The organism is Actinobaculum sp. 313 (assembly GCF_003073475.1).
Classification (GTDB): Bacteria; Actinomycetota; Actinomycetes; order Actinomycetales; family Actinomycetaceae; genus Asp313.
In genome coordinates, this window is record NZ_CP029033.1 from 1,517,422 (window position 1) to 1,543,696 (window position 26,275).

General features: G+C 59.9%; 21 protein-coding genes and 4 tRNA genes. 3 read left to right on the forward strand and 22 right to left on the reverse strand.

All coding sequences use genetic code 11. The features are described from left to right. Nucleotides 1–136: 136 nt before the first annotated feature. Together DDD63_RS12860 and DDD63_RS06570 are read right to left on the reverse strand one after the other, a co-directional pair. Entirely contained in the window at nucleotides 137–349 is a 213-nt protein-coding gene (locus DDD63_RS12860; RefSeq protein WP_240611194.1) for a hypothetical protein, read from the reverse strand. Next, nucleotides 343–867 (reverse strand): MBL fold metallo-hydrolase, encoded by a 525-nt coding sequence (locus DDD63_RS06570; RefSeq protein ID WP_240611195.1) that lies wholly within the window; start codon nucleotides 865–867, stop codon nucleotides 343–345. The genes DDD63_RS12860 and DDD63_RS06570 overlap by 7 nt, the downstream gene beginning before the upstream one ends. A gap of 285 nt (nucleotides 868–1,152) precedes the next feature. On the opposite strand from DDD63_RS06570, the gene DDD63_RS06575 reads away from it, so the two are divergent. After that, a complete protein-coding gene (locus DDD63_RS06575; protein WP_108715698.1) occupies nucleotides 1,153–2,505 on the forward strand; it encodes a DUF349 domain-containing protein in 1,353 nt (450 codons plus the stop codon). A 663-nt stretch (nucleotides 2,506–3,168) separates the two neighbouring features. Here DDD63_RS06575 and DDD63_RS06580 read toward each other — a convergent pair. The 20 genes from DDD63_RS06580 to DDD63_RS06675 all read right to left on the reverse strand — a co-directional run bounded on the left by DDD63_RS06580 (nucleotide 3,169) and on the right by DDD63_RS06675 (nucleotide 22,936). Then, the gene (locus DDD63_RS06580) at nucleotides 3,169–5,478 is read right to left on the reverse strand and encodes a bifunctional (p)ppGpp synthetase/guanosine-3',5'-bis(diphosphate) 3'-pyrophosphohydrolase (RefSeq protein ID WP_108715699.1); all 2,310 of its coding nucleotides are present in this window, start codon (nucleotides 5,476–5,478) and stop codon (nucleotides 3,169–3,171) included. A gap of 145 nt (nucleotides 5,479–5,623) precedes the next feature. Beyond that, on the reverse strand, nucleotides 5,624–6,169 hold the full coding sequence (locus tag DDD63_RS06585) for an adenine phosphoribosyltransferase (protein WP_108715700.1): 546 nt from the start codon (nucleotides 6,167–6,169) through the stop codon (nucleotides 5,624–5,626). After that, entirely contained in the window at nucleotides 6,166–7,296 is a 1,131-nt protein-coding gene (gene secF / locus DDD63_RS06590) for a protein translocase subunit SecF (protein ID WP_108715701.1), read from the reverse strand. Before secF ends, DDD63_RS06585 begins: the two co-directional genes overlap by 4 nt. Further along, complete coding sequence (gene secD / locus DDD63_RS06595; RefSeq protein ID WP_108715702.1) at nucleotides 7,296–9,617, reverse strand: protein translocase subunit SecD; 2,322 nt, start codon at nucleotides 9,615–9,617, stop codon at nucleotides 7,296–7,298. Before secD ends, secF begins: the two co-directional genes overlap by 1 nt. 46 nt (nucleotides 9,618–9,663) lie before the next feature. Beyond that, nucleotides 9,664–10,080 carry a preprotein translocase subunit YajC gene (locus tag DDD63_RS06600; RefSeq protein ID WP_108715703.1) on the reverse strand — a complete coding sequence of 139 codons (417 nt, stop codon included), beginning with the start codon at nucleotides 10,078–10,080 and terminating at the stop codon, nucleotides 9,664–9,666. Nucleotides 10,081–10,325: 245 nt separating this feature from the next. Further along, nucleotides 10,326–11,351, reverse strand: a complete 1,026-nt coding sequence (ruvB, locus tag DDD63_RS06605; protein ID WP_108715704.1) for a Holliday junction branch migration DNA helicase RuvB — start codon at nucleotides 11,349–11,351, stop codon at nucleotides 10,326–10,328. A 3-nt stretch (nucleotides 11,352–11,354) separates the two neighbouring features. After that, complete coding sequence (gene ruvA / locus DDD63_RS06610; RefSeq protein WP_108715705.1) at nucleotides 11,355–11,939, reverse strand: Holliday junction branch migration protein RuvA; 585 nt, start codon at nucleotides 11,937–11,939, stop codon at nucleotides 11,355–11,357. Between the two features lie 63 nt (nucleotides 11,940–12,002). Then, the gene (gene ruvC / locus DDD63_RS06615) at nucleotides 12,003–12,641 is read right to left on the reverse strand and encodes a crossover junction endodeoxyribonuclease RuvC (RefSeq protein WP_108715706.1); all 639 of its coding nucleotides are present in this window, start codon (nucleotides 12,639–12,641) and stop codon (nucleotides 12,003–12,005) included. Nucleotides 12,642–12,759: 118 nt separating this feature from the next. After that, the gene (locus tag DDD63_RS06620; RefSeq protein WP_108715707.1) at nucleotides 12,760–13,518 is read right to left on the reverse strand and encodes a YebC/PmpR family DNA-binding transcriptional regulator; all 759 of its coding nucleotides are present in this window, start codon (nucleotides 13,516–13,518) and stop codon (nucleotides 12,760–12,762) included. Between the two features lie 188 nt (nucleotides 13,519–13,706). Next, nucleotides 13,707–14,312, reverse strand: coding sequence for an NUDIX domain-containing protein (locus DDD63_RS06625; RefSeq protein ID WP_108715708.1), 606 nt, complete (start codon nucleotides 14,310–14,312; stop codon nucleotides 13,707–13,709). Then, nucleotides 14,305–15,750: a PrsW family intramembrane metalloprotease gene (locus DDD63_RS06630; RefSeq protein ID WP_108715709.1), complete on the reverse strand. Its 1,446-nt coding sequence runs from the start codon at nucleotides 15,748–15,750 to the stop codon at nucleotides 14,305–14,307. The genes DDD63_RS06625 and DDD63_RS06630 overlap by 8 nt, the downstream gene beginning before the upstream one ends. A 34-nt stretch (nucleotides 15,751–15,784) precedes the next feature. After that, nucleotides 15,785–16,348 (reverse strand): hypothetical protein, encoded by a 564-nt coding sequence (locus tag DDD63_RS06635; protein ID WP_108715710.1) that lies wholly within the window; start codon nucleotides 16,346–16,348, stop codon nucleotides 15,785–15,787. Beyond that, nucleotides 16,345–17,475 carry a glycosyltransferase family 4 protein gene (locus tag DDD63_RS06640; RefSeq protein WP_276308069.1) on the reverse strand — a complete coding sequence of 377 codons (1,131 nt, stop codon included), beginning with the start codon at nucleotides 17,473–17,475 and terminating at the stop codon, nucleotides 16,345–16,347. The genes DDD63_RS06635 and DDD63_RS06640 overlap by 4 nt, the downstream gene beginning before the upstream one ends. Beyond that, complete coding sequence (locus DDD63_RS06645; protein ID WP_108715712.1) at nucleotides 17,472–18,569, reverse strand: phosphatidylinositol mannoside acyltransferase; 1,098 nt, start codon at nucleotides 18,567–18,569, stop codon at nucleotides 17,472–17,474. Before DDD63_RS06645 ends, DDD63_RS06640 begins: the two co-directional genes overlap by 4 nt. Then, on the reverse strand, nucleotides 18,566–19,198 hold the full coding sequence (gene pgsA / locus DDD63_RS06650) for a phosphatidylinositol phosphate synthase (protein WP_108715713.1): 633 nt from the start codon (nucleotides 19,196–19,198) through the stop codon (nucleotides 18,566–18,568). The genes DDD63_RS06645 and pgsA overlap by 4 nt, the downstream gene beginning before the upstream one ends. Nucleotides 19,199–19,300: 102 nt before the next feature. Beyond that, entirely contained in the window at nucleotides 19,301–21,352 is a 2,052-nt protein-coding gene (gene thrS, locus DDD63_RS06655; protein ID WP_205647210.1) for a threonine--tRNA ligase, read from the reverse strand. A gap of 442 nt (nucleotides 21,353–21,794) precedes the next feature. Beyond that, complete coding sequence (locus tag DDD63_RS06660) at nucleotides 21,795–22,388, reverse strand: hypothetical protein (RefSeq protein ID WP_108715715.1); 594 nt, start codon at nucleotides 22,386–22,388, stop codon at nucleotides 21,795–21,797. Between the two features lie 286 nt (nucleotides 22,389–22,674). Next, nucleotides 22,675–22,749: transfer RNA gene (locus DDD63_RS06665), tRNA-Val, on the reverse strand. Between the two features lie 5 nt (nucleotides 22,750–22,754). After that, nucleotides 22,755–22,825, reverse strand: a tRNA-Cys gene (locus DDD63_RS06670). 38 nt (nucleotides 22,826–22,863) lie between these two features. Next, nucleotides 22,864–22,936, reverse strand: a tRNA-Gly gene (locus tag DDD63_RS06675). 163 nt (nucleotides 22,937–23,099) lie between these two features. On the opposite strand from DDD63_RS06675, the gene DDD63_RS06680 reads away from it, so the two are divergent. Both DDD63_RS06680 and glgX read left to right on the forward strand, forming a co-directional pair. Then, nucleotides 23,100–23,171 (forward strand) — tRNA-Val (locus DDD63_RS06680). Between the two features lie 677 nt (nucleotides 23,172–23,848). Further along, a complete protein-coding gene (glgX, locus tag DDD63_RS06685; protein WP_108716678.1) occupies nucleotides 23,849–26,239 on the forward strand; it encodes a glycogen debranching protein GlgX in 2,391 nt (796 codons plus the stop codon). Nucleotides 26,240–26,275: the final 36 nt, after the last annotated feature.

The window sequence follows — 26,275 nt, forward strand, 5'->3', positions numbered from 1 at the left end:
GATTCGGCCCTATACCTCATTTTGGCAGGCCGTAACAGGGCAAAAGGTAACTGTCGGCATCCATTCGATGCGCTTTCGATGCGAGGTGCATCGGCATGTGCCGACGTGGCGACGCCTCAATTGGCGTACTGACGTTCTATTCTCCAGCGGCCATCGCTTGGCGCAGGTAGTAAGAATGTCTAATCTCGCGCCCCATGGTCGAGGACGGCCCGTGCCCCGGGAAGAAGATCGTTGCCGGGTCGATAACCTGCACCAGTGTGCGCAACGACTCGGCGGCCGCCCGCGGGTCACCACCGGGAAGATCGGTACGCCCCACCCCATTGTTGAACAGAACGTCTCCGGTCAGCATAAGAGCTGTTCCCCTGGCCCACTCCGGAATTCCGGGGCCTCACGGTCCTCGTTGATCGATCCCGAGAAGAGGAACACCGTTGACCCTTCGGTGTGTCCGGGCGCAGGAACCGCGCGTAGCCAAACTCCGGGCACAAGTTCCATCCCTCCGCCTTCGAACATGGCCGCCGGAACGCGCAAACAGACCCGCGGGCGTTCCCACTCGTGGCCCGAGAAGGTAACGAAGGCACTCGCGTAAGCCGCAGATGTACTCGTGGGGTCGTCAAGGCGGTACATATCCGGTTCCGGAATGTAGACGGGAGCGTCGCCCGCAACCAGAGCGGCATCCCATACGTGATCCGAATGCCCGTGCGTGCACAGAACAGATGCGAGTTCCAAGCCTCGCGTCTGTAAAGTCGCTTTCACCCACTGGGCCGCTCCCGCACCGGGATCAACAACCAGCGCCTGCCGTTGATCTGAATCGGCAAGGATATAGCAGTTGGCCTCGATAAGTGTTTGAGAGTATCGCAGCAGAATCATGTACCCACCGTATTACGTTGAGCACCTTCAATGCACGGAAGTTACTCATTCGGCCGGGTCATATCATTCCAGTCACGCTTCGGCTCTTCCTTCACTTGTCGCGTAGCAAGTATCACCGTGCACGGCCGCTTTGAGGCAGTACGCCATGTCCCGTCGCCTCCGCAGCCCTTCCGCTGGTAGATTATTTCAGTCAGTGGCCGAAGTCGACGGCGAAAGAACGTAGACTGGCATCGTCACTGCCGTACGAACGACGTCGACCGGCGTCGTCTCCTCTAAGGAGCCCACATGAGTGAGTCCACTCCCGCACCGAAGCCGCACCCTGTTCCCAAACCTATTCCTCGGCCACGTCCGGCCACCCCGCAGTCTTCTGGCACATCAACTCCCCTTGACGAGGCCGCAGCTGCCCGCGCCGCCGCTTGGGGCCGAGTCGACGATGATGGCAATGTCTGGCTGCGCTCCGGCGACGGCGAACGGATGGTTGGCCAGTATGCCGCTGGCGGGTCCGCCGAGGACGCGTTGTCCCTGTACATACGGCGATACCTCGATCTTGAGGCGCAGGTTACGCTGCTGACCACTCGAATTGAACACATCAGCCCCGAGGAGGCTTCCGCCTCGCTGAAGGCTCTGGACGAACAACTCGTCAATCCCGCCGTGGTCGGTGATGTTGATGCACTGCGCACCCGAGTTACCTCACTGCGTGAACGCATCAGCGCCCGTCGGGAGCAGTTGAACGCACAGCGGGAAGAGGCACGTGCCCAGGCGCTGGCCGAGCGCACGCGGCTGGTGGAGCGAGCAGAAACAATTGCCGCTGCGGATCCAGACAAGATCCATTGGCGAAACTCACGAGACGAACTCGGGCAGATTTTCGAGCGGTGGCAGGCCGCTCAGAAGGCCGGACCGCGCATCGATAGGCCCACCGAGGAAGCGCTGTGGAAGCGCTTCTCACGCGCGCGCACCCAATTTGATCGTATGCGTCGGCAGCATTTCGCAGCTCTCGAGACACAGCGCAGCGAAGTGACCGCGCGGAAGAATGCGCTCATTGAGCGCGCGGAAGCACTGTCGGCGTCGACCAACTGGAATGCGACCGCCGCCGAGTTCCGGCAGCTGATGGATGAATGGCGCCAGGCGGGCCGGACCACGCGCAAGGACGACGATAAGCTCTGGGAGCGTTTCCACCGCGCGCAACAGGCGTTCTTCGATGCGCGCTCCGCCCATTTCTCCGCCCGCGACGAGGAACTCAACGAGAATCTGGCCGCGAAGCTCGCACTCGTCGCCGAGGCGGAGAAGATTCTGCCCGTACACGATCCGGAGGCGGCACGCGCAACGCTGCGCGATATTGAAGACCGTTGGGACGAGATCGGCATGGTTCCACGCGGTGATATCAACCGCACCGAGGGGCGGCTGCGGGAGATCGAGGATGCGGTACGTGCCGCCGAGAACGAGCGGTGGCGGCGAACCGACCCCGAGAAGCAGCAGCGTTCCGACGGTATGGCGGCCCAGTTGCAGAAACTGATCGCTGACCTCGACGAGGAAATTGCGGCCGCGCAGGCTGCGGGTGATACCAAACAAGTAGCGCAGCTGGAGGAGAACAAAAAGGCCCGTCAGGCATGGCTTGATCAGGTCACGAAGGACCTCTGAGTTCGCCAAATCTTCCGGGTTATCCCACTCACCCTGTGGGAAGCTGCTAATGGCGGTTTTCCACAGGGCGTTTTTGGTGCCAATGCGGTGGATTGCAGATGCGGTGGGCCTGCCCCATCCACTATGAATCATGCATGGCACAAAACGAGACAGTCAGTGGAATACAGCGAATCCAAGTACGTGAGGGTCTGTTGGTTGAATACGCACCGGGAAGAGTCGCGCCAGCGGACCTGACGAGCAGGCCTTGCCTCCGTGCTGCCCTACTCGTGCCCTTGCTACCTGTTGGCGCCACGGCCGTTTCGTGGAGCGCGCTGTGGATCCACACCGGATGGTGGCCTCCCGACCGTCCGCCGACAGTTCTAGGTGCGCATTCCGGGCACAGTCGGCCACCTATCGTCTTGCGACGTAGCATTCCCACCGAGTATGTGCGAATGATCGGTGGACTCGCGGTGACGAACCCGGCTCGAACGGGCGCTGATCTGCTTCTAATGGAACGAACAGATGTGGCCATTGAGGGCATTCTCCGACTATTTGATACCTGCCTGAGTGTGCACGAGCTCCAGGCCCATCTCCAGCTGGAATCGCGGCGCCCGGGCCTGCCACGAGCCCGTGCCATAGCCGCACAGCTCCCCGCCTACGTGCGGCACCGCAGGCGGATTGCTATCAGGAGCGCTCACGCGCGCCTGTCCGCCCCTTCACGCCGGTGACACGGTGGGCGTCGTAGACCCCCTCGATCTTGCGCAGCTCACGTAACACCTGTTCGAGGTGGCGTGGGTCCGCCATTTCAAAGACGAAACTGCACACGGCTACGCGTTCCTTCGTAGTCGTCATGTTTCCTCGGAGCAGATTCACTCCGTGTTCGGAGAGAACACGGGAGATATCCGAGAGAAGGCCCTGCCGATCTAGCGCCTCGACTTGGACCTGAACCAGGTAGACGGCGTCGGCGCCCTCAGCCCAGGCGACGTCAATGAAACGCTCCGGCTCCTTGCGTAGCGATGTCACATTCGGACAGTCGGATCGGTGGACCGACAGTCCGTTGCCACGCGTCACGAAACCGACAATTCGATCCGGCGGCACCGGGGTGCAGCATTTGGCAAGTTTCACCATCACATCCGAGGAATCCAGGGACTGAACGACGACAGCAGAATCGCCGCCTACCGTACGTCGGTGCTGGATGCGAGTCGGAGTGACCGCTTCGGCCAGGGTCTCCTCGACGCCGGCCTCGCCCCCCTGCGAACTGATCAGACGCCGCACAACGGTCTCGGCGGAGAGGCCGCCCGATCCAATGGTTGCGTATAGGCCGGTGACGTCGTCGCAGTTCAAATCCTGCGCGACAGCACGCAGAGTGTCATGACTCATCAGGCGTTGGACCGGCTGGTTCTTGCGTCGAATCGCCTTTGCCAGTTTCTCCTTGCCCTGCTCCACGGCCTGGTCACGCTGTGAGTGCTTGAACCACGACTTGATCTTCGCGCGTGCCCGGGGAGAAGCAACGAAGTCGAGCCAGCCCTGTGAAGGTCCCGCATCGGGACTCTTCGCGGTAATGATCTCCACCGTATCGCCTGATTCGAGCCGGTGATCTAGGGTTACCAGCCGATCATTGACTTTCGCCCCCACCGTGCGATGGCCGACCTCAGTATGAACCGCATAGGCGAAGTCGACGGGTGTCGAGCCGGCGGGCAGGCCCATGACCTGCCCCTTGGGTGTGAAAACGTAAACCTGGTTACCGGAGATTTCAAAGCGCAACGAATCGAGGAACTCTGCGGGGTCGGCGGTCTCGCGTTGCCAGTCCACCAGTTGCCGGAGCCAGTTCAGCTGCGTCTCCTGCTCCGATGCCTTCTCGTCGCCCTTCTTGCGGTTCGCGTTCGGGTTCTCCTTGTAGCGCCAGTGAGCGGCAACACCGTACTCGGCTCTCCGGTGCATGTCATATGTGCGGATTTGGATCTCCAACGACCTGCCTCCAGGCCCAATAACGGTGGTATGGATCGACTGGTAGAGGTTGAACTTCGGGCTGGAGATGTAGTCCTTGATCCGCCCTTGGATCGGAGTGAATACCGTATTGGCAACACCCAGCGCGGCATAGCAGTCGGGAATAGTCTCCACAAGCACCCGCACGCCGACGAGGTCGTAGATGTCCTCGAAGTCCTTACCGCGTAGAATCATCTTCTGGTAAATCGAGTAGTAGTGCTTGGGACGTCCCGTGATCGTGCATCGGATATGCGCGTTACGCAGTTCACGCTCGAGAATCTGCTTGATCTGGGTGATGTAAACCTCACGTTCTGGTGTTCGCTCGGCCACCAGCCTCTCGATTTCGGAATACACCGCAGGGTAAAGGGTGTGGAAGGACAAATCCTCCAGCTCCCATTTGATGGAGTTCATGCCCAGCCGGTGCGCGAGAGGAGCGTATATCTCCAGCGTCTCACGCGCCTTGTTTTGCGCCCGGTCTGCGGGCATGTATCTCCAGGTCCGGGCGTTGTGGAGCCGGTCGGCCAGCTTGATGAGTAGAACACGGATGTCCTTCGACATGGCGATAACCATCTTGCGGACCGTCTCCGCCTGGGCGGCTTCTCCGTATTCCACTTTGTCCAACTTGGTGACGCCGTCCACAAGCAGCTCCACCGTCGAGCCGAACTCGGAGCGCACCTGCTCCAAGGTGTACCCGGTGTCCTCCACCGTGTCGTGCAGCAGGGCGCCGACAATCGTGTCTTCGTCTAAGCCGAGTTCAGCGAGGATGGTGGCAACTGCAACCGGATGGGTGATGTACGGTTCACCCGATTTGCGGAACTGCCCTTCGTGGCAGCGGTTGGCGATATCAAAGGCGCGGATAATCCGCGCCTTGTTGACGCTCTTCGTGCCCAGCGCGCGCATAAGGGGTTCCAGAGCAGGCGGCACCGGTGAACTGCCCCGGTTCGCCAGCCAGTTCAAGCGCGAAAATACCCTGGGTGTTGTCACCTCGCCGCTTTGTTGCTCCGCCATGGAACAATGATAGCCGCCGGGAGGTACCAATGCGCTTTACCGTCAGCGATTGCCGCTCAACGGCCGCTGGCTCGCTGGCGCCCCACCACCTGGGACACTGAACTGAATCCACCAACACGTGCGAGTCTATTGGATGTAACCTCACTCAGTAGGACAAGACCGAGTCGATACGCCGATTCTCCAACTTGCGCCGACCACCCAACGCGGTCAGTTCAATCAATACGCATAGTCCCACCGGAATGCCTCCCGCCTGCTCGATAAGCTCGAAGGCGGCATTCGCCGTTCCTCCCGTGGCAAGCACATCATCAATCACCAGCACACGCTGCCCCGGTGCGACAGTGAAAGGCTGCAGCTCCATACGCGCCGATCCATACTCAAGCGAATAATCGACCCCAACCACCGGGCCAGGGAGCTTGCCCGCCTTCCGGACAGTGAGCATACCGACCCCCATGCTCACCGCGAGCGGAGCGCCGAGAATAAAACCGCGCGACTCAAGGCCCGCGACCGAATCAACCTGTCCGCGGTAGCGATCAGCGAGCACGCGGATCAGTTCTGCAAACGCCTTGGGATCGGCGATCAAGGGCGTAATATCGCGAAACAGGACTCCTGGATTGGGAAAGTCCTCCACCTCACGCAGGTGGGATTCAACGAGTGCTGTGAACTCCGGAGAAAAGCCGTTATCGTGGGTCACTTCTTGCTCCTGCTCTTACGCTTGGGTTGTGCTCCAACACCGAGATGTTGTCCAGACACTCGAATCATGCCATGTGTCGGGTTGAGCGCGTCGTCGTATTCATCTCCGACATCCTCTCCGGCAGCGACACGTGCGTCGCGCTCCTCCAACCGTGCCGAGCGTGCCGCGAGCACTCTCTCCGTATGGTCCCTAATCTCCGGGCTACGCTCCATCAGGGTTACAGCCAACGGCGAGGCGACGAAGATCGATGACACGGTCGACAGAATCAGACCGACGAACATGACCAATGCCAGATCACGCAGCGTCCCCGCACCGAGAAGAAATACTCCGATGAAAAGGATAGAGGCGATCGGCAGAATAGATGTGACGGATGTGTTGATCGAACGGATCAGAGTCTGATTCACGGCGAGGTTAGTGGACTCCGCGAAGGTGTAGCTCGTCTGCACGGTCAGTTTTGCCGTGTTTTCGCGAACCTTGTCGAAGACCACGACCGTGTCGTAGAGCGAATAACCCAGAATCGTTAACAGGCCGATCACCGTGGAGGGTGTGACCTCGAATCCGCATAGACAGTAGACCCCCACCGTCACGGCTAAATCGTGGAACAGGGCAAGAATCGCACCCACCGCGTTGCGCCAACTGCGGAAATACAGGGTCAGGCCCACCGCAACAAGAAGGATGAACACTACGAATCCTTGGAGGGCCTTCACAGAAATGTTCTGGCCCCATGTAGGTCCGATATAGGTGGATGTCACATCGGATGTGTCAACGCCATAAGCTTCCGCCAACCGGGTGCGGATCTGCTCGGTCCGCGCGTTGGTGAGTTCCTTATCCGAGGTCTGAATACGCAACGTGGAGTCACCAACTTGAACCACCCGCACATCAGTTCCTGCGGTGTATTCCGCGAGCACATCCGAAGCGAGTTGCTGCTCCGTCGTCGTCGCATTCGACACGGTGAACTGCGAACCGCCCGTAAATTCGATGCCCAGATTCAGCCCTTTGACGCACACGGCAACAATGGACAACAGTACCGCCACGCCGGCGATGGTAAACCAGATCTTCCGCTTGCCGACAATGTCGAAGGACTTATCGCCACGGTAGAGATCGTTTCCCCAGGAGGCCAAAGACATCACACATTCTCCTCTTTCGAGTCGGCAGATGTACCACCGCCGGTTATTGCACCGTCGTTAGAAACCGCCGCAGCCGTTTCGCGAGCACGACGGCGTTGCAGCGCACGCCGCTGGGCCAGCGACAGTCCGACCATTTCCGGATCCTCCGCTGCCGCTTCTTCGTTCACCTGGCGCTCCTCATCGGATGTCTCCGCCTTGGCCGTCTGCGCTGCGACATCGACTGTTTCGGAAGCAGCGCGGCCTTCGGAGCCCTCCACTGCGGAATCCTCTTCCTTAGTGGCGGCCTCTTCACCTGCCGTGGACCGATCCGGCTCGGAACTACCGGCTTGGGCGCGCCTGGTTCCGGCGTCGGCCGCGTCGAGTGGCGCCTGATCCGACTTCTTCTTCCGACGTGCGGACCCCGTTTCCGCCGTAGTGGCCTCTTCCGCCTGGGCGCGATGCCGTGAACGAGGCCTATCCGAGAAGGAGCCCGCTCCCCGGTACAGTGGTTCGCCGCCCAGCGCGACCGGATCCATACCAGAGAAGCGGCGTCCCTGCCCGAAGAACTTGGTGCGAACCAGCAACATCATCACCGGGTAGGTGAACATGGTGACAATCACCAGGTCGAGGATGGTGGTCAGGCCGAGAGTGAAGGCGAAACCACGCACCGAACCCACCGCGAGGAAGTACAGCACCAGCGCGCATACCAGGTTGACGCTGTCGGCCACGATAATCGTGCGCTTGGCGCGATGCCAGCCACGATGGACGGCAACCCGCAGCGAACGACCGTCGCGAATTTCGTCGCGGATTCGCTCGAAGAACACAATGAAGGAGTCAGCGGTAATGCCGATGGAGATAATGAGTCCGACGACGCCGGCCAGTGACAACCGATATCCGATGGTCCAGGACAACAGACAGACGATCAAATAAGACAGTCCGGTTGCCAGAGCAATAGATCCAATGGCGACAAGACCCAAACCGTGATACTGCCAGAGTAGGTAGATAACGATGAGGACGATGCCGATCAGACCCGCCAACAGACCTGCCTGCAATGATTCGGAGCCGAGCGTGGCCGAAATCTGTTCCTCGGACTGCACCTCGAAGCTCAACGGTAGCGATCCGAAATTCAGTTGATTCGCCAGGGTCGTCGTGGACTCCGATGTGAACCCAGAACCGGAGATCTGCGCGTTACCACCGGAGATAACACCCTCTGGCCGCGCTGCCGTGATGATGTTGCCGTCGAGTGTGATGGCGAAGAGATCGCGTGGCGATTCAAGACTGATAAGCCGTGTTGTCACCTCGGTGAAGGTGTCGGCACCCGACGAATTGAAGTTGATGTTAACAACCCAGCTGCCCTTCTCCGTGTCGAAACCGGAGGCAGCACGCGAGAGCTCGGTTCCCTCAATCTCCGCCGGGCCGAGGATGTACTTCGCACCGGTGTCGTGATCGCAGGCCACCATCGCCTTATCCGGATCATCGGACTCGGCCGACACGTGGGCACTCGGGTCTGTGCAGTCCAACAGATAGGACTGGTAGAGCACCTGCTCGGTAATCCATGCCGGATCTGAGGGGTTCTCCGGCGTTGTAGCGGGCTCATCGGAAAGCTGACCGTCGCCGTCAGTGTCTGCCAGAGCCTTAGCCTGTTCCTCGAGCTCCTCCGCGCTGTATGTTGCCTGCACGGAAGGCGTGGCATCGGCCGTGGCTTCCCCTGACGTGGCGTCGGACGTTGCAGCCTGAGTGCTGTCAGATTCGCTACCTTGCGCTGCGGCATCATCTGCCGCATCCGCGTCGGAGCCGTCGACCGCTGTATCCTCGCCCGTACCAGTTTCCGCGTCAACCGTTGCCTCAGACGTTGCCCCATCGACCGTTGCCTGCGAGGCGGCGTCGTCGGAGCCTTCGGACCCCTGCGAGACAGTATCCGGCCGCAAATCCGTCGGATTCACCATTTGCAGTACCGGCCGCATACGCATGACGGCGGAGGTACGGACCAGGTCCAGCGTCTCCTGGGACGGGGTCCCCGGAATACCGACGACGATGTTCTGCCCACCCTGCGACGTGATTTCTGCTTCTGCCACGCCAGATGCATCAATACGCTGCCGGATAATCTCAATGGCCTGGTTGACGTCTTCCTGCGTGACCGTCGACCCGTCAGTTGTCACCGGGGTCAGAATGATCTGGGTACCGCCTTCCAGGTCAAGCGCGAACTCGGGAACCCATTTCGACTTGTGCGTTGTCACGGTGCCGACTATGAGGGCAGCAAGAAGAGCGATGACGAGCACAATAAGAAGGATGAGCCGCCGCCACGGAGTTACCGCGGCTCGCTCACTGCGGTGCGAAGCCATATTGTTCGTATTTCTTTCAGAGCTGGTTACTACGTCGTGGACCTAATCAGAGAGCCGAAGTGCTCTCATCGTCGCTGCGGCTGGGGACATCGGTTTCCTCTGCGGCGGACTCGGCCACAACTCCGATGGACTCATCGGTGTCTTGCAGGCCGTCCGCAAGGTCGGCGTCCTCGACAGTTTCATCCCCAGAGGATGCCAACGGCAGATCGGAGGCGCCGCTTATCGCCGTGCGGATCCACACCGACTCATGCCCATCGGGGGACTGCAGCGTGATTGCATCCCCGTCGATATCCACGATTGTGCCGTAGAAACCGGATGTTGTGACAACGTTCGCTCCTACTTGAATAGCAGCGTCTCGTTCATTGGCCATACGCTCGCGCATCTTCTTGCTCGAGCGACTCATCCACCAGACCATCAGAATGAAGGGCAGGAAGATGACGAGCAGCATCAGTTCGGGTGGCACGTGGTCTCCTTTATCGTAGGCCCAGTCACCGTAGGGCGGTCTTGCGTATAAGAGCCGACCCGGTTCCGGGCAGACACATACGCCGCTAGTGTACTCGCCACACCCGGGTTCCTACGAAGCCGCACGCAAGCCGTGTCCTTGATCACGTTTAGCTAAGCGCCCTGCTAGGGTGCTGCGGTAGTCTTCCCACAGAACCACGACCAGCAACGATACCGTTCCGTTGTTCCCTGTGGCGCGCCGTACTGCTATCCGAACAGCGTGTCGTTGAGCGGCGGTGGGGTTAGCCCGAGATGACTCCATGCCAGCGCCGTCGCCGCCCGCCCCCGCGGTGTTCGTACGAGGAAACCCTCCCGTACCAGGTAGGGCTCGGCAACTGTCTCAACGGTTTCAGGCTCCTCTCCAACCGACACCGCCAAGGTGGTCAGTCCTACCGGCCCTCCTCCGAAACGCTTGCACAACGCCTCCAGCACGCCACGGTCCAAACGGTCCAGTCCACGCTTGTCCACCTCGAACATGTCAAGCGCCGCACGCGCCGCCTCCAGATCGAGAATGCCCGTCCCGCGAACCTGCGCCCAATCCTGCACACGCCGCAGCAGCCTATTGGCGATACGCGGCGTCCCGCGCGAACGGGAAGCTATCTCCCGCGCTGCGTCGGCGGTAAGTTCCACGTTCAGCTTCACCGCGTTTCGCCGCACAATAGTGCTCAAGTCCTGCTCCGCGTAATACTCCAGGTATCCGGTAAAACCGAAACGGTCACGCAGCGGAGCGGGCAGGAGGCCCGCCCGCGTCGTCGCCCCCACAACCGTGAACGGCGGCAGTGGTAACGGAATTGAGGTAGCACCGGGCCCCTTCCCCACCATGACGTCAACACGAAAGTCTTCCATGGCCAGGTAGAGCATCTCTTCAGCGGTGCGGGCCAGTCTGTGTATCTCATCGATGAAAAGGACGTCGCCCTCCTGCATCGAGGAGAGCACTGCGGCTAAGTCTCCCGTATGTTGTATCGCCGGGCCCGACGTTAGGCGCAGCGCGCCACCTGCCTCATTGGCGATAATCATGGCAAGCGTCGTCTTTCCCAAGCCGGGCGGACCGGCCAGCAGGACGTGATCAGGTGTTTTTCCCCGACCGATGGCCGCCTCCAACACCAAGGACAACTGCGTGCGTACCTTCTCCTGCCCAACAAACTCGGCAAGCTGGTGCGGACGGAGTGCAGCTTCGGCGGCCCGTTCAGAGTCACCAGCTTGCGGATTGACCAAGCCATCGTCTTCCAGCATTGACTATTTCCTCGCTCCAAGGAATTGTAGGCAGGCGCGCAGCAAGGTGGCCGTATCGGCTCCGGCCTGCTCCTGGCGAACCGCATCGAAAGCCACATAGGCGTCCCTCTCGGGCCATCCGAGGCCGGCGAGTGCCTCAATGACATCCGCGCCGTCCATCGCACTGCCCGCCGCCGTCTCTCCGCGCGCAGGTCCAAGTTTCTTATCCAGTTCGAGCAGCAGGCGCTGCGCGCCCTTCGCGCCGATCCCCGGCACGCGCTGCAACGCCTTCGCATCGCGTGCTCCGACTGCACGCCGGAGGGCATCCGGGGTGTGCACGCTCAATATGGCGAGGCCTGTACGCGGGCCTATGCCAGAAACGCCTTGCAACACTTCGAAGGTGTCTCGCTCCTCCGCCTCATCGAAGCCGTACAGCGTCAGAGAGTCCTCACGCACCACCAAGGTTGTATGCAAGAAGGCCTCGACCCCTTCGCGCAGTTTCGCCAACGTTGCCGCCGTGGCACGGATAGTCAAGCCGATGCCGCCTACCTCGATAATGGCGACGGCCGCCTTCACAGCAAGCACTTTCCCACGTACCGTTGCGATCATCCGGCCCCCTATTCGAACATCTGTTTGAAGTAGCTTAACATGCCGAAACCCAAGCAACACCCACTAGGAACCGCGTCGCACACTTGGTGCCACGGCCCCGTGACGGCGTGACATCCGTTCGGCACCGGCCCACATGCGCTGCGCGGGCGTGAGGTCACCGCCACTTGCCCGTGGCAGTGTGCCGGCACCGCCATGCTGCATGCGATCCGGCTCCGCGTCCAGTGATGCGGCTCCCCCACGCCACGCCTGCGTGATGGCGATCGCAAGCGCGTCGGCGGCGTCGGCAGGCCGTGGAAACTCCTTCATACCAAGAATTCGTTGCACCATGAGCTGCACCTGCCGTTTCTCGGCGCGACCATTCCCCGACACGGCGGCCTTCACCTCTGAAGGGCTATGCAATCCGATAGGAAGATTAGCTCGTGCGGCGGCCAGCATCACAATGCCCGCGACCTGTGCCGTCCCCGTGACCGAACGAACATTGGCCTGGGAGAACACGCGCTCCACCGCGACAACATCGGGGCGAAAGATTCCCAATGCCTCATCGATTCCCTGCGCAATGATGAGGAGGCGCTTATGGGGTGCCATCTCCGGATGGGAGCGCACCACCCGCATATCGACCAGGCTGACGCGTCTACCGCTGTCGCAGTCGACAACCCCGACGCCACAGCGTGTCAGACCCGGGTCCACGCCGAGAATCCTCATGTCTTTAACCTATCGTCGCCCAGCCGAAAGTCGGTAGGAGGCACGGCGAAGGGCTGGCACATGTGCCAGCCCTCACCGTTGTGGATGTATACGTGACACTGCGCAGGATCAGCAGCCCCTACTCCGCATCCAGTTCGGCCAGAATCTCGTCGGAGATGTCGACATTGGAGTACACGTTCTGTACGTCGTCGCACTCATCGAGTGCGTCGAGTACGCGCAACACCTTTTGCGCCCCTTCCTTGTCGACCTCCACCTTCATCGATGGCACGAACTGCACCTCGGCAGAGTTGTAGTCGATACCGGCGTCCTGCAATGCCATACGCACCGCGACGACGTCGTTGGGTTCACTCTCCACCGAATAGCTTTCGCCCTCGTCAACGACGTCCTCTGCCCCAGCATCCAGGACGGCCGTCAGAATATCGTCCTCTGACAGTGAGTCGGCCTTGGAAACCTCAACAACGCCCTTGCGAGTGAATAAGTACGACACCGACCCGGGATCGGCGAGCTGTCCACCGTTGCGCGTCAGAGCGGTTCGCACCTCCGATGCCGCACGGTTCCGATTGTCAGTGAGGCATTCGATGAGAACGGCCACTCCACCCGATGCGTAGCCTTCGTAGGTGATCGACTCGTAATTCACCGCGTCACTGCCCTCACCCGATCCACGCTTGACCGCTCGATCAATGTTGTCGGCGGGAACCGAGTTCTTCTTCGCTTTCTGAATCGCATCGTAAAGTGTCGGGTTACCGGCAGGGTCACCACCGCCGATGCGGGCAGCTACCTCGATGTTCTTAATGAGCCGAGCGAAAAGCTTGCCGCGCTTGGCATCAATGGCAGCCTTCTTATGCTTCGTGGTCGCCCACTTCGAATGTCCGGACACAGATTCTCCTTGGACTTGATGACTTCTCCATTACTCATTCTAACGAGTCCACGGCACCGTACATTTCACCGTGCCGTATGCGCCGTGTCAGTTCTCCCCTGCCGGGGTTATGCCTTTGCGCAGGTGGAGGTTTGCGCAGGGGCATTTTCGGCGGGAAGGAACTACGTCTCGTCGGCCGTCTCGACCTTCTACTCCACATCCTCCTCGGTGGTGTCATTCTCGTCGATAACATCGCACATCCCATCCCAGCCGTTGATCCAGCCCCGCACCAGCGCTCCTAAGCCGACCGGATAGAAGATCTCTCCAGCTCGTTCGGCCTCCTCAATTGTGCTCACATCCCACCAGCGGTATTCGTCGAGCAGCTCCTGTTCCAGTGCACTGAGTTCCTTTCCGGCGACGACGCTACTCGCCTCGGCAGCCGTGACTCGCAGCAGGAAGAAGTACTCGTTCTGCCGCTGCACACCGCGCGTGAATTTGAGGACTGCCCGACGATAGAGCACAGGACCGATAAGACGCTGCGCCTGAGCGCGCAGACCGGTCTCCTCGTACAGCTCACGCACCGCTCCCTCTCGCCGCGACTGGCCTTGAATACCACCGCCAACAGTGAACCACCATCGGAAGTTGGGCCGGTCCATATCGTGGCCACGAATGAGTAACACGCGGTTATCTGGGTCGATAACAAGCACACGAGCCGCCTCCCGGCTTGGGATCCCGTCAACGTCCGGAATCCACTCCGTGCGGGATTGTGTATCCGTGCGGGCGTCGGGTGCGTGCGCCTGCTCAGCCTCATGCATACCCGAATGTCCCTATGTAGGCTCCAGCGGCAGCCTGTCTAGTTTGACCGGTGAACACTAGGCGCAGATCGCTCAGAAGGCTCAATCGGTTTTCTTCCTCCACGCGATTCTCCAGCCTGTTTGCCGTGCCACGTCGCAGCTGGCCGGATCTGGCATAGCCGAGTTGGATCATCTCCTTCTGGAACAACTTCATCGCATCGCGGCCTTGCGCCGGGTTCCCACCGCTGCGTCCAACAGCCACGGCGGCCCATTCGGTAGCAGCCCGTCGATTGGAGAGGGTCTGGATCATTGAGAGTTCGTTGGGAGTAAACCATCCGGCACTCTCGTACTCACGTAACGCAGCTAGCACATGCCGTCGTTCGGAGCTGCGCGCGATAAGGATCACCGTGAGAGTCGCCGCATAGATTGGGATTTGGTACACCAGTCTTTCCCCATCCGACATGTTGAGTACCGCCGAGTAGTTGTGCAGCCCATGCAGCAGCACCGCGATGGCATACCCGACAAGAGTAACGGGAATGACGAAGGGGCGGAATCGCATCGTTGTCCCTATTCCCAGGGATAATCCGGTGAAACCCGTCGCTATCGGGTGAACGAAGGGGTTCAGAATGGCACGTATCTGGAAGACTTCCTCGACGTAGCCAAATGCTTCGCTAGTGGAGGCTCCGGAGTTCAGCGCCTCGGTGTACGCGGAGGTGAAGTAGAGAATGTTCTCGGTAAAGGCGAAACCGAGCCCGACCAGCATTCCGTATACGAGACCGTCCACTGCACCGTTAACGTGCTTGTGGAAGATCAACACCATGAAGACTACGCCGAGTCCCTTACAGGCCTCTTCCATCAAGGGTGCACCGAATACCGCAGCGCGCTCATCAAAGCTTTGTGCTGTATCGCCGGGGCGGTACAGCCAGTTGAAGTAGGTTCCGGTGTTCGAGAACACGATTGTCAACGCCGTAGCAATGCCCGCCCCCCAGGCGAAGGCAGCTACATAGATGCCCACCGGCTCACGTTCCCAGCGGTCGATCCAGGCGACAATGGCGGATATCACCACAACCGGCATAAGCGCCATCACTGCGAATGTTGCAGTGCGTGTTGCTCCCGCCTGGTTCAGGGTCGGCAACAAGTAAACAAAACCGGCTAACCCGGCGCACACAATGATTCCGACACTGATATGCAGCGCTATCTTGTTCCCGCGCGGAGCGTGCCAGCGAGGCTCCTTTTGACTGATCTCGTCGATATTGCTCGGAGGTCGCGTGCCATCCAATGCCAGACCTGTTCCCGCAGCGAACGCCGTGGCCGAATAGCCGACGCCGTTGTTTCCCGTGAGGAACTCGGAACTTGCTGGCGGGGCGTAGTATCCACCTTGCACAGGTGCCGCCCCCCACGGACCACTCTGACTGTTGGTGCCGGACCGGGCCGGGTAGGGGTTGAAATTACTACTCATGTGTCACTCATCATCTATTGCGTGCTGTCGGCGCTTACTCGTCGTCAATGTCAACGGTGACGGGAAGCGGAGCATTCCCAGCCAGATGGAACAACCGGGCCAGTGGATTACGGCGTAGGCGCCGGATCTGGTCCACATGGGAGTTATGGAAGGAGCGAGTCATGCGCACGTCGAGGCGCGCCCGCTCCAGCCTCTCCACGAGGCTTCCAGCACCGGTTTTCTCCTCCGGGTCCATCTCGTCGACCGTTAGCCGTAGTGTACGAGACAAATCTGATTCGAGCGAGCGCCGATCTCCCGGGGACTCGGGCGGCGTCACAGGAAGAAGCACGTCTAAACCGTCGTCGACAATCGGTAGCATGCCTTCCCGCAGGCAGGTATCCGCCGCATCTGCAAGGAGGACTGCTCCCGCCATATCGAGCGCACCATTCACGGCGAAATCGTGGGCATACTGTGCACGGGCAGTGAGGGCATACTCAAGTGCACGCCGTGAGCGGAGTACTTGGCGGTGCAGCCGATCAATACGACGCGCGACGACGACGGCAACCATGGATAAAACGAACAGAAGAAGAACCAGGGCAATCCACCATGGAGCGCTCACTCATCAACCTCCAACCTAGCGGTGCGTACTGCTGTCTCGTACACCGCATATACCTGCGATGCAACGGTTGACCAGTCATAACGATGCGCTTCGGCGCGAGCGCGCTGGACCGTCGCGGCGCGGCGCTCCGGGTCTCGTAAGGCCTCCGCAATGGTTGCGGCCAGCGCCGCAGAGTCGCCGTTGGCGAACTGATCGCCTAAGCTTCCGCCTCCCAGCACCGCCCGAAAAGCGGGAATATCGGAGGCGACGACGAAGCTACCGGCACTCATGGCCTCGATAAGAATGATGCCGAATGACTCACCGCCGGTGTTCGGCGCAAGGTAGATGTCCACACTGGAAAGCAGGGCTGCTTTGTCCTCATCTGAGACTCCACCGAGGAATTCCACCGCATCGGCATCGGCACCGAAGGAGGCACGGGCCTCTTCGATATCCCCCCGGCCGGCCACGAACAGGCGTACACCCGGGAATTGTTCCCGAATGGCGTGAAAAGCCCCGGCGACCACGGGCAGACCCTTGCGCGGCTCGTCAAGCCGCCCGAGAAAGCCGAGGGTGGGCCGTCCGATTGCACCAGTGAACCGCTCGTCCCGTGCAGCCTTCTCAAAATCCGTGGTGTATACGCCGTTTGGAATCACATATGCGTCACCACCCAGGTACTGCACTGCGGTCCGCCGCGCCTCCTGCGATACCGCGATCCGGGCCTGAATCTTCTCCAGAAATGGCCGCAGCATCGGCGTTCCGAGCTCCAGAGCCCGCGAACGGTCCATCGCCGTGTGGAAGGTGGAGACAACCGGACAACTGGCACTCATCAACGCCAACATGGAGACCGAGGGCACGAAGGGCTCATGAACATGCAGGACATCAAACTCCCCCTCACGTAACCAGGCCCGCACCGCACGGTTCACACGCGGGCCGAAGGAAAGTCGCGCCACTGAGCCGTTGTACGGGATGGCGATGGCTGATCCCGTCGAACTGGCGAAGTCAGGAAGCGCATCGGTATCCTCCGCCGGTGCTATCACCCGCACATCATGGCCGCGCCGAATCAGCTCCGCCGCCAGATCGCGGATATGGAACTGGACTCCTCCTGGAACGTCCCACGAGTACGGGCAGGCGATACCTATGCGCATCATTCTTCCTTGCTAGAAGATCTCGATTCTTCCGTTTCCGAGCCACTGGTTCGGATATGTTCGGGCGACTCCTTCTCGGTGTTGATGGGTGTGCCCGGCACGGCGTTTGTTTCCGCCGTGGGTGCCCGTCCGAGTTCCTGTGCGCGTGCCCGGGCTCGCGCCAGTCGCTCCGGGTCGAGGTCGGAGACGAAAACCTTCTGCAGCATGTGCCAGTCGACAAGATACTCGCGCAGGAAAGGTTCGAGTTCTGTCACCCATTCTTGACTCATGCGCCGCAGGTCCGCTTCCCGCTCCCGCGGGGAAGACTGCACAGTGGTGCGGGCGTACACCGCGTCGGCCACATCAATCCGCAGTCCCCAACGGGTTCCCGCCTCGCGCCGCCGCTGCCCCCTTAGCTTCTCATACCGGGTGAAAATCGGGTAAATCGGAACGCCGGTGCGTTGGGCCAACAGTGCTGGCCCGGCTGCGACCAGCATGGCGTGTCCCGCCAGTTGGACCTCGATTCCTGAGGCGGTCAGATCACGATCCGCCAAAATCGGTGTGAGACAAACAGTTTCCTCCATATCGCGCGCCAGCGAGCGCAACGCTCCTCCACCTTTGACAAGCTGGTAGATCGTCATTCCCAGTGAGCGGCGAAACTCGTAAAAGCCCTCCGCCAACTCCGGCGGTTCAAGCTTCTCCGCAATGGTATGCACCTCCGCCAAGTCCATATTCGACCAGGCGCCCGCCAGATCCCAGTTTCCGGCGTGTGTCAGTGCTGCCGTGACGGAACGGCCCGCCGCAAACTCTGCCCGTAATGCGGCGTCGTTGCTAACACGCACGCGAGCGAGAATTTGCTTCTCGTTCAGCTTGCCGAGTCGGAAAACCTCGTAATAGTAGCGCATATAAGAACGCATGGCACGTGCGGACAACCGTCGTGCCTGCCACCGATTCATCCCGGGTTGCAGACGCGCCTGATTCCTGCGTAGCTGGCGTACACCCCCCTGATTGGAAAGCCCCACCACAGTGCCTATGACGTTAAAGAGGCCCCGGCCTGCTGCCTCGGGCAGGCGATTGACGGCCGCCTGTGCGAAAGCGAACATGCGGACCGGATTCACGATGTTCTCGCCTCGCTCGAGTGAGCCTGCCGATACACGACCACCATTCGCTGTATCACGGTGATCAGTGCCGCGATGAAGAGAATCCACATGGCAATGGTCATGATGATATCGCCAAGCTCCATCCCAACTAGCAGCATGGCAACTAGGGTGATGGTCAGCCGATCAGCACGCTCGGCCAATCCGACCGACGCCGTCATACCCAGGCCTTCGGCGCGGGCACGCGCGTATGGCACAACACTTCCCAAGCACAACGCTCCCAAGGCGCCGACCATCGTCCACAGCGCGTAGCGCGGATCACACCAACGGTAGGCCCAGATCAGCACCCCGCTGAGAATTGCCGCATCGGATACTCTGTCCAGCGTCGAGTCAAGAAATGCTCCCCACGATGACGACGTCCCCGTCAGCCGGGCAATCTGGCCGTCAAGATTGTCGAAAATCACGAGCACGGTGATCGTCAGGGCGGCAGCCGTCAAATGATCAAGGGGAACCAGAGTCAGCGCGACTGCGACACCTGCCAGCGTGCCCGTGATCGTCACGGCGTCGGCACTGATATGCGCCTTGACGCACAGCCGGGCTATCGGTCCAAAAAGGACCTGGGCAAGCGGACGACCGGAACGGCTCAGCATTCTGTTACTCCCGTCGGGCGATTTACTCTCGATGCTTCCAGGTATCGCTGGTCGGCGTGCGGTGCCATCGTTCTCATGAGCCGTGCTGGCAGCGGCATGATGCTATTCCTCCGCCCGCTCCGCCGGGTAGAGATGCTCCCGCTCGGGCTCGTTGACACGGCAGGCGATGACATCCGAGATGTGGGCGACGGCGTCATCCACCGGGATGCCGTTCTCCTGCGTGCCATCGCGATAACGGAACGACACCGCTCCGGCGGCGACATCGTCACCGCCCGCGATGATGGTGAAGGGAATCTTGTCCTTGGCGGCGTTACGGATCTTTTTTCCGAAGCGGTCGTCGCTATGATCCACCTCGACGCGGATTCCGGCCGCGCGCAATTTCCCTGCGACGTCGTCGCAGTAGGAATCGAAGGCGTCCGCCACCGGTACCAGCCGTGCCTGCACCGGAGCCAGCCACGTTGGGAACGCTCCCGCGTAATGCTCCGTTAACACGCCAATGAACCGCTCCACTGCACCCAACTTGGCACAATGGATCATCACCGGACGGCGATGCGATCCATCAGAGGCGGTGTATTCCAGATCGAAGCGCTCCGGCTGGTTGAAGTCGTACTGTACGGTGGACATCTGCCAGGTACGGCCAATGGCGTCCTTGGCCTGCACTGAAATCTTCGGGCCGTAGAACGCCGCACCGCCCGGGTCGGGCACCAGATCTAGGCCGGTGGAGGCGCATGCTTCTTCCAAGATTTGCGTCGCCACCGCCCAGTCCTCGTCCGAGCCGATGAATTTGTCTTTCTTCTTGTCGTCGTCGCTGCGTGTGGAAAGCTCCAGATAGAAATCGGTCAGTCCAAAGTCCTGCAGAATACCGAGGAAGAAGTTGAGCAGCTTGGTGATCTCATCCTTGGCCTGCTCCGGGGTGCAGTACGTATGCGAGTCATCCATAGTGAACCCACGCATGCGTGTGAGGCCGTGTACAACACCGGACTTCTCATACCGGTAGTCATGGCCCATTTCAAAGAAGCGCAGCGGAAGCTCCCGGTAGGAGCGTCCCCGCGAGCGGAAAATGAGATTGTGCATCGGGCAATTCATGGCCTTGAGATAGTACTCCTGGCCCGCCCGGGTGATATTTCCGGCGTCGTCGCGTTCCTCGTCGACCTGCATCGGCGGGAACATGGTGTCCGCATAGTAGGGCAGATGGCCCGAGGTATGGAAGAGACCTCCCTTGGAAATCTCCGGAGTATGGACGAAGTCGAATCCTTCCTCCAAATGGCGCTGCCGTACGTATGACTCAATAACATGCCGCAGGATACCGCCTTTGGGGTGGAAGAGCGCCAAGCCGGGGCCGATCTCCTCCGGGAAGGAGAAAAGGTCAAGCTCGGACCCCAACCGACGGTGGTCCCGTCGTTCGGCATCCTTGATTCGCTCTTGGTAGGCGAGAAGATCCTCTTTGGATGCCCATGCGGTGCCGTAAATCCGCTGGAGCTGGTCGTTGGCTTGGTTTCCCTTCCAGTATGCGGCCGAGGACTTTGTCAGCGCGAAACCGTTGCCGATCAAGCGAGTGGAGGGAAGGTGGGGACCGCGGCATAGGTCGCTCCACGCGACGGTGCCATCGCGGCGCACATTGTCGTAAATGGTGAGCTCTGTACCGCCCACCTCCACGGATGCCCCTTCTGCGCCGCTCCCTTTGGTAGCAATCAGTTCCAACTTGTAGGGCTGCGCCACTAGTTCTGTGCGCGCCTCTTCTTCACTGAGGACGCGGCGGCGGAAGGTCTGCCCCTCCTTGACGATGCGCTTCATCCGCTTTTCGATCTCGCGCAGCATCTCCGGAGTCACCGCATCGATATTGCCGAAGTCATAGTAGAAGCCGTCAGTGACGAACGGACCAATTCCGAGATTCACATCCGGGAAGATGCCTTGCACGGCCTGTGCCATCACATGCGTACAGGAATGGCGCAGGATCCCCAGGCCATCCGGCGAGGAAATATCCACGCCTTCAACAGCCGCCCCCTCCGGCAAATCGGAAAGCTCCGTGGTCAGATCGCGCAGAACACCGTCTATACGCAACGCGATGATATTGCGCTGCTCGGAATACAGGTCTTTGCCGGTCGTCTTCTCCCCTACCGAAGTTGACTTACCATCGATCACGATCACGGGCACGTTTATTCTCCTTTGCGTCAGGTGCGCACATACGAAGGCACGCATTAGCTCATCTTACCCAGAGAGTGCTTACTCTTCGAGCACATATGCAACTGCCGGAGACGCCATAAGCACAATCATGTAGCCGTAGTCGGCACGGCAAGTACACAAATCCTCCGGCTGACTGCCTGGTCATCCGCCATATGACCGGGTGCCAATCCCCTCTCTCGGCGCCAAACTCTCGTTTTGGAACACTGAGGATGGTGGACGCGGACCGCAAAAAGGGCGTTATAGACTCGCGGAATTGCGCTGCGGTCACTTCGGCGACATTCCGCCGCACTGTGTTCGCCACTGGCCGTAGGAGGTCAAACCGTCTAAGGGTGCTACATGCCAAACATGGATGCTGCGTCGAATATCCCAGCTGGTCAGCGGGAGTCGTCGGCTGATCAACAGCACTGTACTCCTACATCGGCAGCGTCTTGGAAGTCTCGAAGAACCGCTGATGTGCTTCGGCTACCAGCACCCTTCCCGAACGATAGTTGCCGCCATAAACCAGATCGTGGAAAACGACCTCGTTGCCATCGTGCAGGTATAGTGCCGTACCGACTTCCCGCGTCGTCGTACGTCCGTTACCTCGCGGGACGGTGACGGTTTTAACTTCCACACCGGACAGGTCACACCAGCGATAACTCCACTGCCGTGTCAGCTGTCCCTTCTTCGTCTCGAAATACTCAATACCTGCCGGAGTCAGCACCAAAAGACGCGGCGCTTTTTCCTTCCGGTAGTTGTATACCATCAGGAGTTCAAGCAAGCCCAGTACCACTGCAACACCGATAAGAACAACTGGCGAGACTGAGTCACGACCAGCCGTTAGGTAAATCACGAGGAAGAAAACGAAAAACAAGGCGTAGGCGGACGAAAACGCAATGAATCTCTTCTTCGCCAGTCCCGTCTCCGGTTGCAATTGAACACCCCCGGCGGAAACCGCGCCAAGCTGTGCGTTCACCCACTGCCATTCGTCCTGGCTCAACTGCGCGGCGTCATCTGCGATACTCATCAAAACCTCTCATATGCCGACGCGTCACACTGACCAAGACTCCTGTACACAGACGCACATCGCTATGCGTGAGCGCCCTGCTACGGAACATGTGAGTCACCACGACTGCCGACCGGTAGCTGTTTCTTCGCCACATCCGAACCCCATGTGAGCAGAACCTGAAGTAGCGAAGGCTGACAGTAGTCGATTCTTCTGCACCACCCGTATCTCAGTCAAATGAGCGCAAGTGTCATAAAGAGGCGTTGCATTAACTCAGAAGTGCTGCTTTAACAATGTGAGCCACAGTTGGTGGGCGATACTGGGTTCGAACCAGTGACCTCTTCCGTGTCAGGGAAGCGCGCTCCCGCTGCGCCAATCGCCCTTGCGAGGTGGGTACGGGATTCGAACCCGTGTACACGGCTTTGCAGGCCGTTGCCTCGCCTCTCGGCCAACCCACCGTGCGGATTGACAGAACAGAAAGACTGTCATTCCTCCGAGCGGATGACGGGACTCGAACCCGCGACCCTCACCTTGGCAAGGTGATGCTCTACCAACTGAGCCACATCCGCATCGCACCCGCTTCGTTTCACACAGCGACCCGAGCGGCGCTTGTCCAATATAGCGACCTTCACCCCCAATGTCCAACTCACCGACATGAGGCACATCCCACGCTACGTCGTTTTGCACTCGAGAGGCCGCCCGGGCTATCCTCATGAAGCACTGTCAGTGCGCGGGCGATTAGCTCAGTGGTAGAGCGCTTCGTTCACACCGAAGAGGTCACTGGTTCGAACCCAGTATCGCCCACGATACATACCCATATGGGTACATGCCTGTGCTGCATTTGACATCTCTGCGATGCCAAATGCTCATCACCGCCCCTCATGCTCTCGGACACTGGCAAGCACGCAGATGAAATCTGGCGGCGTGGTTATCACCGCCCCCGCTCTGCAGCACTGGGCAGCCTTGAGCGTACAGGTCAACCAGGCCCAGCACGCCCTCACGCTTTGGGCCACTAGTTCCCAAGCGAAACAGGGCCGAATACTCTGGTCCATCCCCTGCCCTTCGCCGACCAATCCGGTCTTTAGGCCACCAATCCCGTCTCCGCCAGTTCTCCGCCCATCCCCTAAACTCCGCGCTTTTCGCGCAGAACCGTGGAAAACCCGGAAAGCGGAGGCCTTTGGCGAGTGCCGTGGCGCTAGACCTTGACGCCAAGGCGCAGGGAACAAACGCCAACTGCCCTTGGCGAACGCTCGATTGCCCAGACGCCAAAGGCGCATGGATGGAAAACCCACGTCTCGGCAGTGGATGACCCAAGACGTCCGGCCAGAGCCTTGTCTGGCGCCCGCCCCACCTCGAACGGATCTGGACAACCTCACACACATGTCAGATCCGGCTCACGGTACTGCCCCCATATCACTGCAGGACACGGGGATATGAGGGAGATCCACACATCCTGGCCAAGGAGGTGGGAGAATATGCGTATGCAAATCTGGCCTGGACACTCTTACCCTCTTGGCGCGACCTTCGATGGGACGGGGACGAACTTCGCCGTTTTCTCGTCGGTGGCCACAAAGATGGACCTCTGCCTTCTTGACGATGCCGATCAACAGACAATCGTCGAACTACGCGAGGTCGACGGCGGCGTATGGCACTGCTATCTGCCCGGTGTCCGTCCCGGTCAGCGCTACGGCTACCGGGTACACGGCCCCTATGACCCCGCGTCCGGGCTGCGTTGCGACCCCTCCAAGTTGCTGCTCGACCCCTATGCGAAGGCCATCGATGGCCATATCGAGGATAGTCAGGCCGTCTTCTCCTACAACTTCAACAATCCGAGCGAGCGCAACGAGCAGGACTCCCTCGGGCACACAATGACCTCCGTTGTAATCAACCCGTTCTTTGACTGGGGTCACGACCGCCCACCTGCCCACGATTACAGCGACACCGTCATCTACGAGGCACATGTGCGCGGCATGACCATGCGCCACCCCGATATCCCGGAGGATATCCGCGGAACGTACGCCGGCATCTCCCATCCGGCCATTATCGACTACCTGAAGAAACTCGGCGCTACCGCCATTGAACTCATGCCCTGCCACCAATTCGTCAATGACACCGGTTTGCAAGCGAAGGGGCTGAGCAACTATTGGGGCTACAACACCATCGGTTTCTTCGCCCCGCACAACGGCTACGCTTCCTCCGACACTCGGGGCGGCCAGGTCGACGAGTTCAAGGCCATGGTCAAATCCTTCCATGAAGCCGAGATCGAAGTGATTATGGACGTCGTGTACAACCACACGGCGGAGGGCAATCACATGGGCCCTACCCTCTCCTTCAAAGGACTTGATAACGCTGCATATTACCGGTTGGTGGAAGGTTCCCAGGAGCATTATTTCGACACCACCGGTACCGGTAATTCCCTCAACATGCGCTCGCCCCATACCTTGCAGTTGATCATGGATTCCCTGCGCTACTGGATCACCAATATGCACGTAGACGGCTTCCGTTTCGACCTCGCATCGACTCTGGCACGGGAGTTGCATGAAGTTGACAAACTTTCATCCTTCTTCGACATCATCCAGCAGGACCCACTCATCTCGCAGGTCAAGCTAATCGCCGAGCCGTGGGACGTGGGGGAAGGAGGATACAACGTCGGCGGTTTCCCGCCCCTGTGGTCGGAGTGGAACGGCAAGTATCGAGATACCGTGCGTGACTTCTGGCGCGGGGAGCCATCTGTTCTCTCCGAGCTCGCCTTCCGCCTCACCGGTTCTTCCGACCTCTACGAGAACTCCGGCCGACGGCCCATGGCTTCCATCAACTTCGTCACCGCACACGATGGATTTACGCTCAATGACCTCGTTTCCTACAACGAGAAACACAATGAGGCAAACGGTGAAGGTGGCGCGGACGGCGAGTCTAACAATCGTTCATGGAACTGCGGTGCCGAAGGACCGACCGACGATCCAGACATCGTCGCACTACGTGAGCGCCAGCGCAAGAACTTCTTGTCGACACTACTTCTGTCACAGGGTGTTCCGATGATTGCGCACGGCGACGAGATCGGGCGCACGCAAAATGGCAACAATAACACCTACTGTCAGGACAACGAGATTTCTTGGGTGGACTGGAAACTCACGGATTCACAGTTCGATTTGCTGGACTTCACGCGCCATTTGATTGCCTTCCGTAAGGCGCATTCGGTTTTTCGACGTCGGCGCTTCCTCAGCGGTGTCTCGACCCGCGGCGGTCGGGAGAAACTGGGCGAGGTCGAATGGTTGCGTCCAGATGCCACGCAAATGCAGGACTCTGATTGGTCCGTCGGCTACGCTCGCTCTCTCATGGTGTACCTCAATGGCTCCGCCATTGCAGAGCCGGACAGCCGCGGAGCGGAGATTTACGACGACGACGTGCTCATCACTTTCAACGGTGACAGTGAGCCGCTCTCCTTCACAATTCCCTCCAGCGCGTACGGCAAGCGCTGGAACAACGTGTTTAACACCGCAGCACGAATTGATCCTGCTGAGGAGTATCTCCCCGGCCAGACTTTCCAGGTCGAAGGCCGTTCCATGCGCGTTTTCATCTGCCAACGGGAGGATCAAGGCTCGCTGTGCCCCGGTAAGAAGCCGAACGAGTCCGTTGGTCGGCTTCGCAGCGATGCGGAAAACGAGGTCGAATCTGCGGCTTCCGCCACCGGAACGGACAGCGGTAACACGCCCTTAAACAATGACTCGCCGAGCGCACAACCCGCGCCCGAACCTGCGGAAAACGCTACTTCGTCCACTTCCATCACGGAGCAAGAAACGGCAGATGGAGTAGACGTGTTGGGCACCGGGGAGGCATCTTCCATGGAGAAGAAGTCTTCCGCCACGGGGTGAATGGTGCACGAAGGCCTCACGTCGATGCCCAGTCGG

Bases quoted from the DNA above. Each gene is read 5' to 3' on its own strand.
- DDD63_RS12860 (WP_240611194.1), bottom strand. From the start codon at position 349: ATGCTGACCGGAGACGTTCTGTTCAACAATGGGGTGGGGCGTACCGAT.
- DDD63_RS06570 (WP_240611195.1), bottom strand. From the start codon at position 867: ATGATTCTGCTGCGATACTCTCAAACACTTATCGAGGCCAACTGCTAT.
- DDD63_RS06575 (WP_108715698.1), top strand. From the start codon at position 1,153: ATGAGTGAGTCCACTCCCGCACCGAAGCCGCACCCTGTTCCCAAACCT.
- DDD63_RS06580 (WP_108715699.1), bottom strand. From the start codon at position 5,478: ATGGCGGAGCAACAAAGCGGCGAGGTGACAACACCCAGGGTATTTTCG.
- secF (WP_108715701.1), bottom strand. From the start codon at position 7,296: ATGTCTTTGGCCTCCTGGGGAAACGATCTCTACCGTGGCGATAAGTCC.
- secD (WP_108715702.1), bottom strand. From the start codon at position 9,617: ATGGCTTCGCACCGCAGTGAGCGAGCCGCGGTAACTCCGTGGCGGCGG.
- ruvB (WP_108715704.1), bottom strand. From the start codon at position 11,351: ATGCTGGAAGACGATGGCTTGGTCAATCCGCAAGCTGGTGACTCTGAA.
- ruvA (WP_108715705.1), bottom strand. From the start codon at position 11,939: ATGATCGCAACGGTACGTGGGAAAGTGCTTGCTGTGAAGGCGGCCGTC.
- ruvC (WP_108715706.1), bottom strand. From the start codon at position 12,641: ATGAGGATTCTCGGCGTGGACCCGGGTCTGACACGCTGTGGCGTCGGG.
- DDD63_RS06625 (WP_108715708.1), bottom strand. From the start codon at position 14,312: ATGCATGAGGCTGAGCAGGCGCACGCACCCGACGCCCGCACGGATACA.
- DDD63_RS06630 (WP_108715709.1), bottom strand. From the start codon at position 15,750: ATGAGTAGTAATTTCAACCCCTACCCGGCCCGGTCCGGCACCAACAGT.
- DDD63_RS06640 (WP_276308069.1), bottom strand. From the start codon at position 17,475: ATGATGCGCATAGGTATCGCCTGCCCGTACTCGTGGGACGTTCCAGGA.
- pgsA (WP_108715713.1), bottom strand. From the start codon at position 19,198: ATGCTGAGCCGTTCCGGTCGTCCGCTTGCCCAGGTCCTTTTTGGACCG.
- DDD63_RS06660 (WP_108715715.1), bottom strand. From the start codon at position 22,388: ATGAGTATCGCAGATGACGCCGCGCAGTTGAGCCAGGACGAATGGCAG.
- glgX (WP_108716678.1), top strand. From the start codon at position 23,849: ATGCAAATCTGGCCTGGACACTCTTACCCTCTTGGCGCGACCTTCGAT.